Raw genomic sequence first — 19,282 nt, 5'->3', positions numbered from 1 at the left:
AATCTCCAATTAAAAATCGTTGTAAATGAATGATCCCGTATTTGCTGTATGGAATCCGTAAATAAAGAACAATAATAGCAAAATAAGTAAGTAAAAGCTTGTATATCCTATCCATTTTACAGACTTATTTTCTGATAGCTTTTTGAATAGCATATTGATAACCTCTTTTCTTTTGACACTTATAAAGACGCATGGATCATCAAAAGAGTTTCATATCAAAACATAAAAATTTTAAGAATTGATGAAAAAAAGATGTCCAAAGTATGAACGTGTCTTCGGGCAAAGCTGTCTTATTGTAACAAAGATTTAATGTAATTGAAATGAAATGGAAGCTTAAATTTGCCTTAAAATTGATGAAAACTGTCGAACAAACGTAAAAGCCACCTAGTTTGACTAGATGGCTTTGATGTTATTTACTTTTTATATTTATTCACTTCGAACATGAGAATGTTGTTGAATACCACATAGTCCTTTTTACTTTCAAAAGGACCTTTGTTGTTGTCATGCTCGTCAATTTCATAAAACCCAGGACCTTCGCCAGCATCACGTTTTTTGTACCAGGATAGGAAGGCGTTGACTTCTTTCATTGAAAGGTCATACTCCTTTTGCAAACCATTGACCATTGTGATGATGAGAAGAGCATCGCCGTCTTCATCTGTTGTATCGTCTTTTGGTGGTGTGGTTGGTTCTGGGTCTTTGTCACCAGGTGGTTCAGTTTCAGTGTTTTTAAGACTCTTTAATGAGATAGATAAATTAGATTTGAAATTTGCTCTAGCGTTAGTAGGGGCACTTGAACTTTGTTCAACTCCTCCAATTACATAGAGTGTATCATCAACAAGTGCTGATACATGTCCCATTCGATAAGGTGCAGAAGTGTTAGGTATAGTTTTCGATTTCATAGCTTCTATATCAAAGAGTGTAACTCTAGAAGTTCCACCTGTTCTTATAATATAATCCTCAAAATTTAATGCATCATGATAAGGTGCAATTGCTCCCGATCCTAAAACTGTCCACTGATCTAATAATGGATCGTACTCAAACGTTTTTGGACCTATTAATTCTGATCCAGCTAAAACATAGAGTTTATTTTTTACAACCACAGCATTTCCAGCAGTAGCCTCATTGGTGAATTTTTTCTTTTTTGTCCATTCCTTTGTTTTTGTATCGTAACTAAATGTATTATTGTACCTCTCTGGCTTTAACGAACTATTATAACCAACAACATAGATTTTATTATCTATAACACCAGCGTATAAATTATATGCAGATATCTTCAATTCAAATGGAAGGTCTTCTGAATTCTCCCATGTATCCGTTTTGATATTATAAACTTCTACGCTATTTGTGGATCCTTGTTCTGTTCTACCACCCATTACATATATACGTTCATCTACTATTACACTGGCAGCACCCATACGGCCTGTTTTCATACCAGCTTTTTCTGACCATTTATCTAACTTCGGATCATATACATAAGTAGTATTAGAATATGCCTTACTTGGACCCGTTCCACCTATTACATAGATTTTCCCATCATATACTTCACTTACAGCTCCTACTCTTGCATCTGGTAGCTCTTCTCGTTTTTCCCATTCAAGCGTTTCTGCTTTTATTGATTGTAATGGATAACTTAATGCAGAAAATAATAAAATGAAAATAAAAAACCATTTTTTCAAGATAACCACACTCCTTCAATTTGTTTACACAACAAATATCGGATAGTTATTTATTTTTTTCATGTTTTTGTTACTTATATATATATTTATTACTTATTTACTTACTGCTTCCCCAATGCGCCTATAAATTTCCAAAATTAGACTTCCTCATTAGAATCAATTCATATTTTTGTATTCCTCCATCAAAAAAACCCATGATTCATGGGTTTCTTCTCAGTCCGTTATTAAAAAATCCGTCACAAGGCAAACAAGTTCCACGTTTTCATCCAGCCCTCAAAAGCTTTGATACACACTGTCCCCAAAACCAATAGAAAAGATCTCTAAATCAGGTTTCTCCTGAAAGCGCGTGACTAACTAGCTTCTTGTATCCTCATAACATTTCTCAAATTTCTCTTCAAGTGCATCATATATGTAATCATGTTCGGAAAGTATAAATCTCAAAGCATGCTCTTCTATAAAATACCCTTTTCCAGTATCAACTCTATAGCCAAAGAACTGCTCCCCTTGTCAATCACTGATTTGATTTTGTACACCCCAGAATTCCTCCTTACTCATTTCATATTCTCCTTCTACTATACACCTTAATTTTTTAAGTTAGAGAAAGAATGTTCTTTCTATTTAACATTAATCTCTGCGATGACTGAGCAGGAGATTCGTAAGGCTGTTAAGAAGCTTGTCTTAATTAATGTTGTATTAGAATGAGATACAGAGAAGAAAAAATGAAGGTTCATTAAAAAACGCCCTTCCAGTGGGAGGGGCTGTGTAATTAACTATTTTCTTTGGAGTATTTTTTTATCAATGATTCACTAATTCTGCTTACAATATAGATCGCAACCGCTAAAATTAGCATCAACGGAAACATACCTAAACGATTATCTGCAACATAAACAATGATCCCCACAATGATAGCTACTACGATTGCCGTTAAAAAATGCTTCACCGCCATCTCACCCCTTTGTTTAAATCATATACATTTTATTACATAAAAGTTGGAATTAAAACACTTTTTTGATTATAATGAAATAAATTACATTTTTTTACAGAAAGAAGGTTGATGAAAATCTTTAGATCTTTGTTTCTTGTTAGTTTGTCTTTGGTGTTAATGCTTTCTGTCAGCAGCACTCCTTTATTGGCGCAGCAGAATGAAGTGATTTCTAAAAATCAAATAAACTATGAACCTTCCCTATATGTTACTAATGAGAACTTATTAAACAATGAATTGGAAGCTCGAGCAAAATGGGACGGACAATTCTCATCTAATTACACTATACCTTCTTATGTAGTTGCATCAGCTGCCACCTATGGGATGTTTCATATTACAAGATACTTAACTGCAACTTTACAGCTTGGACCTGCTGCAGCTGCTGCGTTTGCTGGGATGGTATCTGGTTATGTCTCGGCAAAAGGTGAAATAAAATTAAAAGCAGTACAAAAGTATAGATGGCTTAAGAAGTATACTAAAGCTGAATACCAAGCAACCACAAAAATATATGTTAATGGCAAATACAAAACAACCACAACAAAAAAATGGATCTCGGAAGTAGATACTAACATCGATCGTGTTAAATAACAAAAAAGTCCCTTCATTATTATGGAAGGGCTTTTCAGTTTACTATTGTTACCTATCGTGATATTCAGATGCAGACGTGATATACACATGCTTTCAAGGTTGTTTAGTCTAGGCGTTTGTTTAAGTCTAGTTCCACTATGTGATGAACCATGTCAATAGGTATGACACGATCTTATTTTAAACAGCTCTGACAAAGGTAATTTTCTCGCATTAGAACAAGTTGTCTTGTCTGTTTCCATTCTCTTGATTTATAAAAACTTGTTGATTGTTTATCTCGAACATGATTGTTGTAATACTTCGCTTCCTGCTGCTTACCATCAGCATGAGCAGGACAATAACCATCCCTTGTTAACTCCCTGCACCCTCGCAGCTTACACTCTCTCAATGGTTTAGATGGCATCTGATTCACCAGCTTTTCTCTCATCTATCATTGCAAACAAAACAAAGGCATGAAGATGCCCCACTTTCTGCACAGCATAAAACTCCCTGTACTCCCTTTGATATGATGCTAGATAGGATCGAGCTTCTTCATAGGACAGAGTCTGGCTGACATATAGGAGACTGTCTATAGCTTGCCTATCCCTCACACCATAAGACCCAAGCATTCCTAACCCCCTGATGATCTCCCCATCTGCCCATATGCATCCCCTTTTATTAAGGGCTTTAAGACCGTTATACAATTGGTCTGTCCTTATTGCGTGTCCAATTGCTGTGTTAATGATTAGTTCCCTGAGTGAGTTGTCCACGTTGTGTCCCTCCCCAAAATAAAAAGCACCCCGAAGGATGCTTTTTCTACAATCAGATTTTTTATTTAGCTGCTTTCACCATATAAAGCTTCATACACTTCTTTCCAACGATCGGCTTCAAATAACTCTTTGGTAAAGAATTCTACAAACTGATAGTTATTTGAGTTTTGCGGTGTGATTTCATAAACTTCTTGTTCAAACGAACGGTGATCAACTTCTTCTCCATCACCAATTCTTTTCCTGTATAGATCCATTAAATCGTAAATCCTATCTTGCTGCGCTTTTGTTATTTCATATTCAAACATCAGCCTTGAGAAAGCGTCATTCCTAAAAAGCAATTCTTGTCTAAATTCAATCATTTGTAGTCTCTCTTCTAAACTATTCATGTTTTTCACCTCCCGTCTTTTTATCGTCAGGAAACGAACAGATGGAACTATTTGCAAACTTTGTCGAACGAAAAGCGCCCTCCGCAATGGAAGCCGCTCTCAATTTATCACCTAATACCATCATAACCGCTCTCAGACAAAACGCTTTGCCAAGATCGTGCCAAAAGTGTGCCATTATCATATCACTCTGGAGTTCTACCCAAAATTGCCTTTGTATCAATTATCATAATCCCATTTTCCGGATTTATATATTCGGCTGCCCTATTTTGCAAATAGTTTTTAACATATTCCTGTTCACTATGATTAAAATACTCTTTCAGGCGCTTGTGGAAAGCATATGATTCTATAATACTGTCCCCTTTAAAAAAAGTTTTAACAAATTTTTTTAATCTAAGTATAGTTCTTCTTTCTAGGTTTAACTGTTGTTCAATTGAGTTATAATCCTTGACTTTATTGTCAAACTTCGAAAATTCTGCATTTACCTTCTCTATAATTTCATCTACTTGTTCTTTTGGTATACCTTGCTGATTACTAACAAAGTCATTGATTATTTGATGTGTATAATTTTTATAATCATTTGCAGTATTTGTTACCACTAACTTTAATTCATCAAGCTCTTTAACAGCCTTTAACAACTCAGTTATATTTTCCTGTGAAAACTGTTGAGATTTTTTTAATTTCTCAGCGGCTTCTTTCATATCAATAATTGATTGTCTTTGACCAGCGACATCAACTAATGTCATTAAAATAGCTATAACCGCTAGAATTATAGAAATTCCTGTAGCCATAACGTTAACTTGATTTCCGGCATCTTTATTACCACCAAACGAAAAAACTAATATAAATGTAATGACTAAGAGCGCAATAATAGAAGTGTATACTAAATGTCCAATGCCTATTTTTTTATCTAACACCATAATTCCCCATTCTCTTTTTAAAAATATTATATAACTAGAATATAAATTTATCCACAACATCCACCAATTAACCATATCTATTATTGTGTCCAACTCAGGGAATCTTTGAAACCTTTTCCCCTCCTGTTTTCCAGACACCCCCTTAAAATGAGATGAACATTTTCTCATTATGGTTAATTGTTACAAATTGCAAAAAAAGACTCACTTTATTAAAGTTTAAGTGAGCCTAAGCGTATATTGTTTTAATACCTGTAGGGTATTCCTGATTTTTTAATTTTATCAAGCGGAATCTCAATTTCATTTAGTTTAAGGAATTTATGAAGCCCTTCCTGAGTGATATCCATATTGTTCTTAGGTCCAATTGTGACACCAGTAACTATTTGTTTATTAAACTCTCTTTCTATATAAGGAATAAAAGATCCATTTGATTTTCTGCATTGATACCCTTTGTCGTTCTTAGGTAAACGAAATGCAATTCTAAACTCTTCTTCTTGAGAAAAACATCTATCTTTAAAGAAAATAGAAAACCATGCTAAAGTTTCTAAAGCACTAATAACATCCTCTTTATCCTCAGCTCTTATTTCACCTGGAGTACCTGTATGAAGTAATAGCCCTAATATATCTGATAATAGTCTCTTCAATAAACTTTCCTGGTGCTCTCTTTCGTAAATAACATAATTACAATAACATTCAAATTGTTTAGTTAATGCGTTTACATCAAATTCGATATTGTAACCATCATTATTTGAATAATTTGACCACAATAAATTAGAATCTCGATTTATGCTAAATGAAAGAGTGTAATAATCGAATTTATTTATGCCATGAAAAACTCTTATAAGTTCTTTTTCGAAAATATCTGTGTATACGTTTACTTGTTCTTCGCTTAAACCTTTTTCTGTACACACAGTCTTAAAAATCTCTTCACTTAAGTTTAAGGTATATATCAATTCTGTTTTATCATTTAAAAAATCAGTATGAGAAGCCCAAAAAACCCCATGCCCATCCTTTTTACCACCAGTGAATATCCCTTCAAATCCATCAATATTTGTATAATGATATATTTTATCATGATTGTGTTTATCAAAGAGAGGGGCGATAAATTTCTCAAAGTAATTATTTAGTGATTCCGATTGGTCAATGTTTTTTTTTGTCAAAAATGTCACTCCAAATTAAGTTTTATCTATAATAATAACTGTTTTAGAAACTAAATCAATAAAAACCCATTTAATATTGGCTTTGTGTATCGTTATTAACAAATTTTAAAAATATATTTATAATCCAAAGTTGTCCATAGTTTTGTCCATTGTATCTTGTGTAATCCCGATATATCTCAATGTAATATCTGGGCTTGAGTGGTTAAACATCTCTTGTAACAAGGCCACATCCTTGAATTTCTTATAATGCCAGTAACCAAACGTTTTCCTTAGTGTATGTGTCCCTATGCTATCGAGGCCAACATACTCCGCTGCCTCTCTCAATATATTGTATGCACTGCTGCGGCTGATAGGCTTGTTTAGCCCCTCTCTGCTTCTAAATATATACTCTTGATCATCACGATCTTTAATATATTGATCTAGTGCTTTCCGAAGTGTCTTGTTTATCTTGATTCTTTTTTCTTTGCCTGTCTTCTTCTCCCTTAAAGACACATATTGTTTCTTAACATCTTTAACACGTAATTGAAGAAGATCAGATATTCTCAAGCCTAAATTGATTCCGGCCACAAAAAGTAGTAAGTTCCTTTTGTTCCGCTCTCCAAGATATTTAAAACGAGAACTAGGAAAAAACAAAAAATCCAGAAACATTGTTTTATCAATGTTTCTGGATTTTTAACGGTTTTAAATAAGTACGTCCCAGGAGAGATTCGAACTCCCGACCGACGGCTTAGAAGGCCGTTGCTCTATCCTGCTGAGCTACTTTATATATCGCTATTCGTTCACGTTCATGTATAACGGTCACTTTTCGAACTTAGACCGATTGACTTAATTCCTATTATATTTGCTTACACTTTATAATTCAAGCATTCATATGGTAGAAAACAACCCTATTGAAAAGGTAAAGGTATTTATTTAAAGGAGTGGTTTCATGAGAGATAACAAAGAATGTTGTCCATATTGCAATGCTGATTTGCAAGGAGAACCTATTCCTAAAGAATCGCAGAAAGTATATGGTTATGCCCATTTCACACGAAAAATTGGTATCAGTAGTATCAAAGATGATCGGATTATTAAATGGAAATGTCCTGACTGTAACAAAGAATGGGATAGAGATTGATTATTTGTCCAACAAAATCATAAATCAGATAAGGCTGGTTTTGATAATAAATAAAATCGATATTTCATTAAGATAATGAAGTATATGAATTTTGGATGTGGAGATGCACTAGCCTCCCTCATTCCCCGCCCAACACCCCCATGAAAATGTGATAATGTAGGGGGGCATAGCTGGTTGCACACACAATGTTTTAATCTTTTTTGATATATTTATCATCATGCCTTTAATATCCAAATCAAATAAAAAGAGAGTCCTTAGTTAGTAAGTCACTTTAACTTGCTTCATATTCTTTAACCATACGGTAAAATGTAGCCTTAGTCATATTCGATTTTTTCATTGCTTCAACTGCCGTGATACTTCCAGCTTTCCATTGCTTATAAGCCTCTTCAAATTCAGATGTAATAGAAGTTTTGGGTCTACCAAGGTGTTTACCCTGTGCTTTTCTGAAGCTATACCTTCAGCTTGGCGAATCTTAATCTTAGTTCTTTCTTCTTCAGCAACCCATGATAAAACTTGTAATACTAAATCAGCTACAAAAGAACCGATTTTGTCATTGTATTTACGTGTATCTAATAATGGCATATCAATTACAACAATATGTGCTTTGATGTTTTGTGTTATATCTTTCCACTCGTTTAGAATCATATCTTTGTTACGACCAAGTCTATCTAAGGAATGAATGTATAATGTATCTCCTTTACGCAAACGCATCTTTAAAGCTTGGTATTGAGGTCTGTTGAAGTCCTTACCGCTTTGCTTATCAATGTGAATATCTCGCTCATCAATTCCAAGAGCATACATACTTTCAAGTTGTCGTGCCTCATTTTGGTCTTTACTGCTTACTCGCACATATCCGAATTCTTTATTATCTATGATATACTCCACCTTATTATCTGATACCCTTATCTTACTGAGTATGTATCAAAAGGGTAATGATAATTATGATACGTATCATAATTGGATTTTATACCATATGAGACTATTAGAACCCTTATTCGACCGTTTCACAAAATGCGTTGCAGAAAGTGTACCTTTTGATACGTGTAGCTTATCGGATACAACTGACAAGAACAGCTATCTCTCCTTAAAGTACACTCAATGGGTTAAGACACCTCTTATCGAGGAAGTTATCGAAACGTATTAGTAAATCATTGGTTGACTCATCAATTTACCGTACTAAAATCCATCAATTATTTATGTCGTGTCGAATATTTACCGAGTGCTTGTTTGTGGATGAGGTTGGTTTCGTTTATCCACTAGAGTCTTATATTATGCCCTCAGATTCAGTTCTAAGACGCTTTTAAACGTCACCACTAGTATTAATGAGCGTCATCGGGCTGTATGTAAGAATATACATCATGGTAGCGTTTAGCGTGTTGTTGTAAGTTAGATCTATTGTGGAAGAATGTACTTAAGCTAATGGGGCGGGTTAGGTGGAAAATGAAATTACAAATTACCTATGTCGCTAAGACGTAGCGCAGGCACATTGTTGGGTTATTTTGTTTTCTTCTTTTAAATTGATAGTTGGATGCTACGATGTCATAAAAACTAAAGGTTCTTGTTCAACTAACGAGCGATTTTACTTCAGTTACAGCTGCCATTTTTCGGCGGCTTTTTATTATGGAATAACGGGGCAGTTACTTCAATATGAAAACCAATATGTTTCAGGCACAGAGTGGAATAATATGTTAATATGAAGAATAGACTATACGCTTAATAGAAAGGGTCACACATAGGAGAGTGAGAGTGAGTTGGAGATACAAGAAGCAGTTGAATTGTTTAGAGAGAACACCGATGAAAAGAACAGGACATGGGGACAAGATAGACCTAAAATCAACCGATTTATAGCCTTTGTTGGAGGGAATACAGATGCACAGGAAGCCATAAGTGAAAGTAATCTTGTAGGTTTTTTTGAAACACTGGATAGAAATCTAAGTGGATATTATTTTACCTTGAAAAAGTTCTATACATTTGTTCAAGGAAAAGTCTTAAGTTTGCCGATAAGCGAAAGAAAGGTGTTTCCGCTCGAAGTACCAAAGGATATGAACTTAGAAGGAAACAGTAGGAAACCAAAAGCCAACTACCTTCCGAAGGGATTTGACTTCTATCAACTGTTTAATGAGGATTTCTACGTGCATCTACATAACGAAACCGCTAGCCGAACCATTATGGCATGCATGGCAGTGGGGTTGGGAGCGGGCTACAATACACAGGACATTATAGACATGACCCTTGGGGACATTCAAGTGAATGGTGATACCATTCGAGTGAAGAATGTTTATGAGACCGAGAGCGTTCCGTGGATAGTGCTGACAGGGGAACTGGCGAAATTTATTAAGGGATACTATGACCTACGAATGAAGCATGCTAATTCATCATCTGAAGCTACAACTCAACTATTCTTTGAGAAGTATTGGAATGGCAGGGAGTTAGAAGTTGAGCCTGACATAGCGGGTGTAAAGTCGAATGGTGTAGTAGATAAGCCCTCCAAAATCATTGCCCTTATGACTTATATGCTAAGGTACATCTCTTTTAAAGTGGATATCGATCCACACTTATATCCTACTCACCTATATATAAATACGATACTTCATCAACTGATACAAACGGATGGTAAGGCATTAGAATCTATCATTCGAACTTTTGGGTGGGAGCGGACATTTGTGCGAGAGTCCTTCTACCAGTACGTTAAGTATCAGGAACTAAAAGAGTCCATAGGGTTCAATCCATTCGACTCGGATTCTCCTAGTGACTTCAATGCCGACCAAGATACGGAAAGCGAGGAACAAAGTGATTTTTTTCCCAAATCTTCATCGGATGACGACACTGAAACTGATGAAGATATTCTAATCATTGAGTTTTTAAAAAGAAGAAAGCGGGATACGAAGAGGGTAAGGGATTTAAAGAGGCGATATAGGAATTGCTGTCAAATCTGTGGGGAAGCACTAGTGGACATAAATGGCGTCGGATATTCCGAGGTGAATCATATTCAACCTCTGTCTAAACATAAGGGAGTGGATAGAGAGGTTAATATGATTGTACTTTGTCCGAACCATCACACGTTAATGGACATGGGAATTATTACGATAGACCCAAGGGACAGAGTGACTATCTTGCATGTGGATGAGAATAACTCTCTTCACCTAGCAAAATTGGTTATGGTAAATCATTTACTGTCTGAGAAGTGTGTCCAATATCACCATGATATTATCTTTAATTCTATGAAAGAAAAGATAAATAGAAGGTTGCAAGAAAAGACAATCAAGTCAATCTATGGGAGCATTAACTTTTGAAATACAACATATTGGTACGAAGTAGACGTATACTCGCTCTTTCATGATTTTAAGATATGTACATAGGTATTATATTTCCTTATCCGAATAACGGAAAGGTTAGTTGAAGAAAGATTCGTTATTCGGTCTGTTGAATTGTTAAAGATAACCTATCGAGGTGTTGAAATCACAGTTGTGTATGCATGTTGGACATTACTGCTGTTTGAAAGATTTTTCAGTTGTGAAAGGATGGTAGCCCTATGTTCATTCACTTCGATTTACAACCAGTAGGATAATCAAGTCTATCGAGCAAGCTAAGAAGAAATAAAAAAGGCTGGGGAGGAATTATCATGGCAAAAAAATTAAGCATCTACGATCAATTTGAAATAAGAGGCTATTGGTGGTTGCCCTCTAATCCTGAACATGTAATAGCTGGGATTTTAAACTTTGGCTTGGACGGGATAGATTTGAAGTTGTTTGGCACATTAACTAAGGGTTTCCCCTTTGAAGAGAAAACAGATAAATTTGATTTTATCCTTGGGCAGACTGAGGAAGGAAATATCACGCTTCATAACGGTTTTCAGACAAAAATGAAAATGTCTGGAATTACGTCCACCCAGCTAACCTTTAACCAGTTGCTGATTGGAAAACACTTTACCAATAAGAAGGAAATGCTGTTTCACTCTGCCTCCATTAATTATTCTTATCTGGAAGAATGGATGGGACATCATCCATTTTCAGAAGATTATATGGAGAAAGAAGGGATACTTACTAAGGCTGATATGACCTACACCTTTCCTCCTGTATTTGAAGCCATGGTAGACTCCATTGGTGCAACCATCAAGGCAGGTTATCATTTCAACACTAGCAGTGAGAAGTATAAAAAAAAGACATACGAACATACAAGTTCACTGGATATCATGCCTAATGAGGGACGGGGATTAGATTGGTACTTAGAAATTACAGGTGAACTACAGAACATGTTGACCCTGTTGATGAACCGCCCTGTTTATCCGAAACGCATTACTGCAAAGGGAGATCTAATCAATGGCAAAAGAGGATTAAGGGAAAAAATTGAAATTTTTATTCTTCCTATGCGTGAATTCCAGGAAAAGAAAATTCGTGCCACCGATCGTTATATCACTTACCACCTGATTAAAGATAACATTGCTGATGTACTCTCTAACTGGTTCTTGGACGAGGAGATGAAATCATCCCGAAGAATTTTCCTTCGTAATTTGTATAATGTAGGATCGGACTGGGAAAACGAATTTTTAGACTACGCCAAATCGATAGAGAGCTTTCACAGGGACACCTCTGGCGATGCAGGAAAGTTTATAACAGATGAAACGTACGAGCCGATTAAACAGCAGATGATTGAGGCAATTCCTAAAAACACGGATCAAAACTTAAAACAGAAACTTATTAGCACTCTAAAATATGCACATCACTTTGGCTTTCAGCGAAGAGTCAGGGAAACACTACTTAAGCTTGATTTGGATCTGCAAAATGTAATGTTTGAGGACACAAAGAAATTAAAAGCATTTGCAGGGGACATAACCAATACAAGAGATTATTATACTCACATCGGTGACGTACCAGAGTACTATTTTAAAGAGTGGGAGTTATATTTTGCCAACAAGCGTATGCACACAGTCCTCTTTTATCATTTATGCAAACGTCTCGGCATTGGCGATGATATCCTCCGATCTGTTATTCTTCAGAACGACTGGGTGGTCCAATGGCTAGAGAATGCCAAACAGGAACTGCAGAACTAATATATGACAAAGAGTCTACGTTTGGGTCAACGCAGGCTCTTTGTCTTGATTAGAATATTGAATCACAATCATAGCAAACTTCTTGTTAGAACTAGTATCCTTTTGCTTTGGGGATAAGGGGATTGTTTATTCTTCATAAAATCACAGTTTTATTAGTATAATCTATCTTGAATTCACACCCCGCACTCCAAAAATCCACCCAATACCATTTAGACCACTCCTCAGACACATTTTAGGAATGTTTAGTTTTGTATCATTCCACCGACTCATTAGCTATCTCAAAAGTAAAAGCCACCAATAAATCGGTGGCTCATTTTCACATTATTAACTATTTTAATCATGCAATTGTAATCATCTAATAGATTACCTACTCATAGCCCACTTTACAACAGCTACTTCTAAAACATCCAATCTAGGTAAAATTGAGCGATACCAATGACTTGCTTCATCTCCAGGTAGACACTTAGCAGCAGCTAAAAATGCCCTCCTTTGCCAATTAGGCAATTGCATTATACTTCTCTTCCTTGTCTTAAACCACGATTGTTGATTTGCTCGACCAAGCGCCAGTATTATTTTCCTTCTTGAAGTGTCATCAAAATATTCATTGTAAAATGTTGCCAATTTATCAATATTCCAACCTTGCCCATTGCTAAAAGTTTGAAATAACCACATTCTATGATACTCTAAATGACCAACAATTGAATCATCAAGTATGCTAATTAGCTTTTCACTTACTGACTCCTTTTGCGACTCATTTAAGTCTAATTCATTTAGATAAACAAAGATATGCTTAAAGGAAGTATATAATTTATCAATATTCTCTAGAACTAAATCTAACGCTTCTGTATTTTGCAATTGAGCCATCCTTCTCAAAACAAAGCCAACTATTTTGGAATCGGCACTTTCCGAGTCAATTTGTTCTTGAAGAATCGCCAATAGGTTTAAACTATCGATTTCTTCTTGCATATTTTCTGGCAGTATACTGTAGTCGATATCTCCGTAGGGGTTTTCTATCCCCATCACTTGAAGTATTTCTAGAAACTTATCAGATAATCTGTCAATTTCTACTGACTCTCTAGATTTTAAGTATTCACTTCTGAATTCATCTACAGGCACTATTCTAGTCTTGTGCTGTTGTAAAGTTAAACCATGATTTTCAAACAACATTTCCGCTAAAAGTGCTAACTGTTGATAAGCCTCTTTTTCACTAGAGCAAAATATTCTAAAATCATCAACATATCTACAAAAATCAACCCCCTCACTTAGTAATCCTTCATCTATATCATTAAGTGTAAGTTCGGCTAATAATCTTGATGAGTCCTGCCCAACAGGTATTCCGTAAGAAATGCTATAATTCCAATTGTTTAATAAACGTTTAATTGCAATGGCGTGATTAGTTTTAGTAGTACAAGAACTTAAAGCATTTTCCAATGGGTGCAAGTATAACCTAGGAAAAAAATCTGCTATATCTGCTACTACAACATATTTAATGTTTTCATCACCTATTAACTCATCAACTTTCTCCTCGCAATAATTCAAGAAACTTCCATAATGAATTTCAGAATCAAACATTTTTCCTTCATCATCTGGGTTAAATCTATAAGAAAAACTTACGTTCCTATCTACAGGAATTCTCTTTGATTCAATATCATGTCCAATCTCGTAAACTAAAGCTAGATACACCAAAGTATCCAATGGGTCTAACTGGGTCGATTGCCGAAAACCATATTGATGTTTTGGTGTAAGACTCCTTCTATAGTCCCTTACTTTCCACTGTAATATATCTTGATTTCTTAAGTACTCTTTAAGAGTTGTACCGTTAGGTAATTCTCTTGTCCTAATATCCCATAAATGCCTAATGGCTTCATATTCAAAAGGAAGTGGGAATATATCGGTATCACCATAATTCTCTATATGTTTCAATGCCCAGTCTAATGACTCTGTACTTAGCTTTAACAAATTATCTCCACCCAAAAAAGTAATAGTATAAATTTCGACAAAGTAAGTATAATATCCTCTTTAATTTTTAATCAATATACTTTTGTAGACAAAATAAAAGACGAGTTTCATTAAGTATTACTGTACAAAGTAAAAAGAGTATGACTAACATACCCTTCGATTATTAGCTTGTTTTCACACTAGCCAATAACATTCTCATATTCTCTTCTTCTTCTGCTTTCTTTTTTGCCTTATCATATTCATCTCGGCTTTTAAAGCCCTCAATTTGCCAAATTGTCCTATATGGGGAAATTTCAACTTGATTCTGTCGCTGCTCTTTAGGCTTTGCTTTCTGTTCTTTAACCAATTCGGTTTGAAATTTTCTTTCGTCCCTTTGATTGTATACTTCTCTTCCTTCTTGCTTCTCTTTCTTCTTCTTTTCCCTCCAAGCCTCTTTATAGTCAACTGGTGAAACTACACTATCACCCCTATCCAACCGCTCTGACAGCTCCTTAGAGCGTTTAATACGATATTCAGCTTCTTTAATAACATCACCATCTGCTAACCGTTTTAACATAAAGCCAGTTGGATTTTTTAATCCTATTTTTCTATCCATCACAATATGAAGAGATTTAACTATCACTTGAACTCCATGTTTTTCCTGATATTTTTGAAGATTAGATAATACTTGGTCATTAAATTCACCATCATACTTTTCGAAGGTATCTCTTATTTGTCTATCTAACTCAAGAAGCAGCTCAGGCTTTTTCATTGTAGCTTTAAATTTTTTAACATCTTGAACTGTATTCGTTTTAACACTTTGAGTATTGCCCTTTTTAATACTTATCTTTTTTGTGTTATTTGATATACACTCAGCAATAGCGTCATCAACATCCTGAGAATGCTGTGGTCTACTATAGATCTTCTTAACTTTCTCTTTTTCCATAATCAATATGTTACTGTACAGGAAGCCTTGTTCTTCCAAAGTCTTTGTATAGTTTTTTACAGATCTGTCTGAAACACCCGTCTCTTCAGAAATTGTTGCTATGTTTGGAAAACTTATCTTTCTATACCCGTTACCCTGATTAACAAATTTCATAATATATAGGAACTGTTTGAACATAGCAGCTTTCGTACCCTTCATCTTTATACTCATAAACCTCAATATTTCATCCGTGAAAACTTGGATAAACTGATCTTTAACTGATTCGGTTTCATTCACTCTAATGTAAAGCATATCAGAAGATTTGACTTTATTAATCTCAACATAGTTTTTAAAATCAATTGCATCATACACTGTAATAAGTTGTTGTTCTATTAAGTTAGTTAATGATTGTTCAATCTTACATACTAGTGACCTTCCTAAGTTCGTATATTCCATCAGTTGCTTTACTGATATTGAAATAAACCCTGCCTTATTCTCAAAAGTTTTTATAACTCCATAAAGATATAAATCCATCGAATCTCTTTTATATGCTTCTTTGTCAAATTTTACAAACGTTCCTTGGTTATCTTGTTCAAACATAAAGTATTTTTCCTCTTTTCGTGAATTTAAATAGTAGCGTCACTCCAAATCGTTAATCATAGAAAATCCAAGCAACCAGAACAGCAAGAAAGCGAAGCGACCAAAAAGCGAAGCGCCTCTTCTTATTATTTGTTTCTGTCTTATTTATTGTTTCTCTGTTATTAGTAGGCAAGTAGTGAGCGAATTTTTCACCTTTCATTCCTCAGCCTTAGGAATATTTTGTTCTATTTTTGCTGATCTTTTCCCTACAGTCAGGAACAAATTTGCTAATTTCTCTACTCATCTTTCATACAATATACATTGAATAACTTCGATTATTAATTGGAATCAGCTCTAATTTCATTATACAAATCGAGAAATCGAGAAATTAGATCTTGAACCGTCATAAAAAAGCTTACGTTTCTCATGATTAAATTTAAAACTCCATGTCAAGAACTTTTTTCGGAAAAAGATGATTTTTTTATACTTAATAGAATTGGCTTCGAGGAAACGCATTGTTTTATTGGGGAATATACATATAGACTTAATGAGGAATTCCGTGGTGCATTGGATACACCTTGAAAATATTGGTGAGGGTAAACTGTATTCATGGAGTAGCAGAAAAGTATATGCGTCTCGGATCGAACATTCTTACACTATGTTGGTGTGGATTAGGGCGCTGGTTGAAGTCTTACTTCCTACACTTAACTCTACTAATGGTATTTTTTCACAATCATTGATATAATAATACAACATTGGTTTATTATTCTATGCCCCTAGTTTTTTCTTCTTTTATCCGTAACATAGATTCGTAGAGAAAGACAAAGATGGAAAGGTGAAGATAAATGACAGGACAAAGCTTATATGCATATACAGATGAGTCAGGGAATTCAGGATTAAACTTATTTGATAAAGGGCAACCCTTTTTTTGGACAGGTACTATCATATCTCCTAATAATCTAGATATAGAAGCAAAGGAATTAGTTAATTTCTGTAAAGAAAAGCTAGGGGTTGAAGAACTCCACGCTAACGCTCTTGGTTTTGGAAAGATCGAAGAAGTTGCAAAAACCATTACAGAATTTATTATGTCTTCTAAGATTCGCTTTATTTTCACACGCATAGAAAAGGGGCATGTAGCACCAATGAAATTTGTAGATACCATCCTGGACAGCGGAGTAAATAACGCTGTTTCCCCCATGCATTATGGACAGCGTTCACTAAGGCTTACAATGGCTTTGGAATTGTCTAAACACATAAGTCCAGAAAACAGCAAAAAGTTTTGGACTATCTATGGTTCAGGTGATATCAAAGTATTTAAAGAAATTCTATCTAATGTACTGTGGAATATTGAAATGAAAACAACTGATTGGAGATTAAAGGAACTACTTTTAGATGCTATCAGTTGGGCTAAGAATAATCCCGAAAAGTTTCTTGAGGATAAAAAAAGCAATTTAGATTCTCCCAATATTATGGCATTTACTCAAATCCTAAACAGTATGCACAGCATCTATAAAGCAACTAATGCGCAAATTAAGACTTTTATCCATGATGAACAAAACCAATTCGCTAGATATTTAGAGGAAGCCTTTAGTTATTTCAGACGATTCTCCCCTTCAGTTGATCAATTTGCATGGATGACAGATATTAATGAAGTAGAGACGTTTTTAGAAGATGAAATTATCTTTCAAACATCCGACTCATCTAACGGACTACAGCTTGTTGATATCGCCCTTTGGCTGATGAAACAAAGAATTGACAAACCCGATAAAGAAATATTTGGAGAATGCAAAAATTTGACTAACGCTATAATTTTAAATGGTGATATCACTCAATTCAGCAGAGGACAGCTAATCTCTGATGTCTTTGAGACAATGCAAACAATCGCAAGAATTCCTCTTTCTTCAACAGATATACAAAGAGGGAGCGCTAATGTAGAGTATATTGAAGACATTAGAAAAAGTCGTTCTTTACTAAAAAGTTCTGAATCTTAATTCACCTCTTTTGAAGTCTTATAAGGTGAGCAAGTAGCTTTTTTGAAATGTATGCAAAATAAGAATTTTATATTTTATGTTTTGCCTGTCACATTTATGGAGAGTTTTATTACAAAACAACAAATAGAGGGAGAGAATCACTCAAAATTCAGAGTGGTTCTCTCCTTGTTCTGTCTCACCTTTAAATTGGAGAACTGCTTATAGATAAGTGCGTAAATTATTTGCTACTTCATCAACATCGAAATGCAAATACTTAGTTGTGACCGATATATCACTATGTCCCAGCGCTTTGGAGATTACAGCAACATTTGCTCCTTTGTCTAACAGAGACTTAGCAAACCCCCTTCTTAGTGCATGAGGGTTAATGTTTTTCAATCCGTACATACTAGCATATTTGTTTAGCCGCTTCTGAATGTTGTTATGCGTTGGAGATGTTGAGATAATATCACCGTACTTAGTAATAAACAACAGGCTGTTGCTCTTGCCATACCCTCTTCTAATGACTGCATTTTGCTTTATTAGTACTTGTAACAACTTTTTTAGCAGTTCATCAAAAGGCAATTTAATTTGTTGGTGATTTTTCATGACGCTGCCTTCTAAATTCAACACTTTGTTATCAAAGTCGATATGTCGTTCCTCAAGCTGAACCAATGTATTTATTCGGATACCTGTTTTAAACATTACTAGGACGGCTGTAGCGTCCCTTAGCTGGACGAAATTGCTTAGGTCTAATAAAGAGAGCAGAACATTAACATCATGCTCTGTAGCACCTTCTTTAACCTTTTGGTCTACCTTAATGTTTATGGTCTTCCAAAACTTCATCTCAATCCATCGATTGTCAAAACACCTGGAGAGAAAAGCTTTTAGGCATTTAAGACGTGTTAATTTGGTTTGATTGCTTACCTCCATACTATCCAACCATTGATAAATGCTGTTAGCTGTAATATTTCCAACATATTTTACATTAGTTACACTTTGAAAATGCTCTACATGCAGAACATAATCGCTTATGGTACGGCTTCTATTGCCACTTACCTTCATTTGCCTCGTAATAACATCTAGAGCCTTTGAAATCAAAATTGTATCACTATGATGCCCAGAACATTCCATTATTGGTTTAGATCTTGAATGGGTTAAAGTAGAAACAGGAAAATCTTCCAATAAACTTCTCACATCAACTTTTACATCAAATAAACCTTTTCTTTTGGTCATACAAAAAAACCTCCTATA

At 34.9% G+C, this 19,282-nt stretch carries 16 protein-coding genes and 1 pseudogene; 5 read left to right on the top strand and 12 right to left on the bottom strand.

Annotation, left to right across the window (positions count from 1 at the left end; translation table 11 throughout):
- Nucleotides 1–9: 9 nt before the first annotated feature.
- The 3 genes from KFQ09_RS16000 to KFQ09_RS15990 form a co-directional block, all read right to left on the bottom strand.
- Nucleotides 10–159 (bottom strand): teichoic acid D-Ala incorporation-associated protein DltX, encoded by a 150-nt coding sequence (locus tag KFQ09_RS16000; RefSeq protein WP_024427820.1) that lies wholly within the window; start codon nucleotides 157–159, stop codon nucleotides 10–12.
- A 254-nt stretch (nucleotides 160–413) separates the two neighbouring features.
- Complete coding sequence (locus tag KFQ09_RS15995) at nucleotides 414–1,685, bottom strand: Kelch repeat-containing protein (RefSeq protein ID WP_240504356.1); 1,272 nt, start codon at nucleotides 1,683–1,685, stop codon at nucleotides 414–416.
- Nucleotides 1,686–2,442: 757 nt separating this feature from the next.
- Entirely contained in the window at nucleotides 2,443–2,622 is a 180-nt protein-coding gene (locus tag KFQ09_RS15990) for a hypothetical protein (protein ID WP_017358156.1), read from the bottom strand.
- Nucleotides 2,623–2,730: 108 nt separating this feature from the next.
- Between KFQ09_RS15990 and KFQ09_RS15985 the strand changes: the two genes are divergently transcribed.
- Complete coding sequence (locus KFQ09_RS15985; protein WP_046527223.1) at nucleotides 2,731–3,246, top strand: hypothetical protein; 516 nt, start codon at nucleotides 2,731–2,733, stop codon at nucleotides 3,244–3,246.
- Nucleotides 3,247–3,635: 389 nt separating this feature from the next.
- Here KFQ09_RS15985 and KFQ09_RS15975 read toward each other — a convergent pair whose 3' ends face one another.
- The 5 genes from KFQ09_RS15975 to KFQ09_RS15955 all read right to left on the bottom strand — a co-directional run bounded on the left by KFQ09_RS15975 (nucleotide 3,636) and on the right by KFQ09_RS15955 (nucleotide 7,100).
- Complete coding sequence (locus KFQ09_RS15975) at nucleotides 3,636–3,992, bottom strand: hypothetical protein (RefSeq protein WP_182489274.1); 357 nt, start codon at nucleotides 3,990–3,992, stop codon at nucleotides 3,636–3,638.
- A gap of 65 nt (nucleotides 3,993–4,057) precedes the next feature.
- A complete protein-coding gene (locus tag KFQ09_RS15970; RefSeq protein WP_220482483.1) occupies nucleotides 4,058–4,378 on the bottom strand; it encodes a DUF1878 domain-containing protein in 321 nt (106 codons plus the stop codon).
- Nucleotides 4,379–4,560: 182 nt separating this feature from the next.
- Complete coding sequence (locus KFQ09_RS15965; protein ID WP_182489270.1) at nucleotides 4,561–5,433, bottom strand: hypothetical protein; 873 nt, start codon at nucleotides 5,431–5,433, stop codon at nucleotides 4,561–4,563.
- A gap of 104 nt (nucleotides 5,434–5,537) precedes the next feature.
- Nucleotides 5,538–6,452 carry a DUF2971 domain-containing protein gene (locus tag KFQ09_RS15960; protein ID WP_182489268.1) on the bottom strand — a complete coding sequence of 305 codons (915 nt, stop codon included), beginning with the start codon at nucleotides 6,450–6,452 and terminating at the stop codon, nucleotides 5,538–5,540.
- A 117-nt stretch (nucleotides 6,453–6,569) separates the two neighbouring features.
- The gene (locus KFQ09_RS15955) at nucleotides 6,570–7,100 is read right to left on the bottom strand and encodes a site-specific integrase (protein ID WP_182489266.1); all 531 of its coding nucleotides are present in this window, start codon (nucleotides 7,098–7,100) and stop codon (nucleotides 6,570–6,572) included.
- A gap of 280 nt (nucleotides 7,101–7,380) precedes the next feature.
- Between KFQ09_RS15955 and KFQ09_RS15950 the strand changes: the two genes are divergently transcribed.
- The gene (locus KFQ09_RS15950; protein WP_087978454.1) at nucleotides 7,381–7,569 is read left to right on the top strand and encodes a hypothetical protein; all 189 of its coding nucleotides are present in this window, start codon (nucleotides 7,381–7,383) and stop codon (nucleotides 7,567–7,569) included.
- Between the two features lie 271 nt (nucleotides 7,570–7,840).
- Here KFQ09_RS15950 and KFQ09_RS15945 read toward each other — a convergent pair.
- Nucleotides 7,841–8,442, bottom strand: a pseudogene (locus KFQ09_RS15945) (recombinase family protein).
- A gap of 878 nt (nucleotides 8,443–9,320) precedes the next feature.
- Here KFQ09_RS15945 and KFQ09_RS15940 point away from each other — a divergent pair.
- A complete protein-coding gene (locus tag KFQ09_RS15940; protein WP_053070151.1) occupies nucleotides 9,321–10,862 on the top strand; it encodes an HNH endonuclease in 1,542 nt (513 codons plus the stop codon).
- Nucleotides 10,863–11,191: 329 nt separating this feature from the next.
- Nucleotides 11,192–12,619, top strand: coding sequence for an ApeA N-terminal domain 1-containing protein (locus tag KFQ09_RS15935; protein WP_048003345.1), 1,428 nt, complete (start codon nucleotides 11,192–11,194; stop codon nucleotides 12,617–12,619).
- Between the two features lie 363 nt (nucleotides 12,620–12,982).
- Here KFQ09_RS15935 and KFQ09_RS15930 read toward each other — a convergent pair whose 3' ends face one another.
- Nucleotides 12,983–14,578, bottom strand: a complete 1,596-nt coding sequence (locus KFQ09_RS15930; protein ID WP_048003344.1) for an RNA-directed DNA polymerase — start codon at nucleotides 14,576–14,578, stop codon at nucleotides 12,983–12,985.
- Between the two features lie 163 nt (nucleotides 14,579–14,741).
- Nucleotides 14,742–16,082 carry a helix-turn-helix domain-containing protein gene (locus tag KFQ09_RS15925; RefSeq protein ID WP_087978453.1) on the bottom strand — a complete coding sequence of 447 codons (1,341 nt, stop codon included), beginning with the start codon at nucleotides 16,080–16,082 and terminating at the stop codon, nucleotides 14,742–14,744.
- Nucleotides 16,083–16,906: 824 nt separating this feature from the next.
- On the opposite strand from KFQ09_RS15925, the gene KFQ09_RS15920 reads away from it, so the two are divergent.
- Nucleotides 16,907–18,052: a DUF3800 domain-containing protein gene (locus KFQ09_RS15920; RefSeq protein WP_255835818.1), complete on the top strand. Its 1,146-nt coding sequence runs from the start codon at nucleotides 16,907–16,909 to the stop codon at nucleotides 18,050–18,052.
- A 198-nt stretch (nucleotides 18,053–18,250) separates the two neighbouring features.
- Here KFQ09_RS15920 and KFQ09_RS15915 read toward each other — a convergent pair whose 3' ends face one another.
- Complete coding sequence (locus tag KFQ09_RS15915; RefSeq protein WP_087978451.1) at nucleotides 18,251–19,264, bottom strand: tyrosine-type recombinase/integrase; 1,014 nt, start codon at nucleotides 19,262–19,264, stop codon at nucleotides 18,251–18,253.
- Nucleotides 19,265–19,282 lie beyond the last annotated feature (18 nt).

The sequence above is a fragment of the Bacillus sp. FS02 genome (genome assembly GCF_024398395.1).
Taxonomy (GTDB): Bacteria; Bacillota; Bacilli; order Bacillales; family Bacillaceae; genus Bacillus; species Bacillus altitudinis.
This window is presented reverse-complemented; position numbering and strand designations above follow the sequence as displayed.

Coding starts and splice junctions, on each gene's coding strand:
- KFQ09_RS15990 (WP_017358156.1), bottom strand. CDS start 2,622: ATGGCGGTGAAGCATTTTTTAACGGCAATCGTAGTAGCTATCATTGTG.
- KFQ09_RS15935 (WP_048003345.1), top strand. CDS start 11,192: ATGGCAAAAAAATTAAGCATCTACGATCAATTTGAAATAAGAGGCTAT.
- KFQ09_RS15920 (WP_255835818.1), top strand. CDS start 16,907: ATGACAGGACAAAGCTTATATGCATATACAGATGAGTCAGGGAATTCA.
- KFQ09_RS15915 (WP_087978451.1), bottom strand. CDS start 19,264: ATGACCAAAAGAAAAGGTTTATTTGATGTAAAAGTTGATGTGAGAAGT.
- KFQ09_RS15925 (WP_087978453.1), bottom strand. CDS start 16,082: ATGTTTGAACAAGATAACCAAGGAACGTTTGTAAAATTTGACAAAGAA.
- KFQ09_RS15985 (WP_046527223.1), top strand. CDS start 2,731: ATGAAAATCTTTAGATCTTTGTTTCTTGTTAGTTTGTCTTTGGTGTTA.
- KFQ09_RS15950 (WP_087978454.1), top strand. CDS start 7,381: ATGAGAGATAACAAAGAATGTTGTCCATATTGCAATGCTGATTTGCAA.
- KFQ09_RS15955 (WP_182489266.1), bottom strand. CDS start 7,100: ATGTTTCTGGATTTTTTGTTTTTTCCTAGTTCTCGTTTTAAATATCTT.
- KFQ09_RS15970 (WP_220482483.1), bottom strand. CDS start 4,378: ATGAATAGTTTAGAAGAGAGACTACAAATGATTGAATTTAGACAAGAA.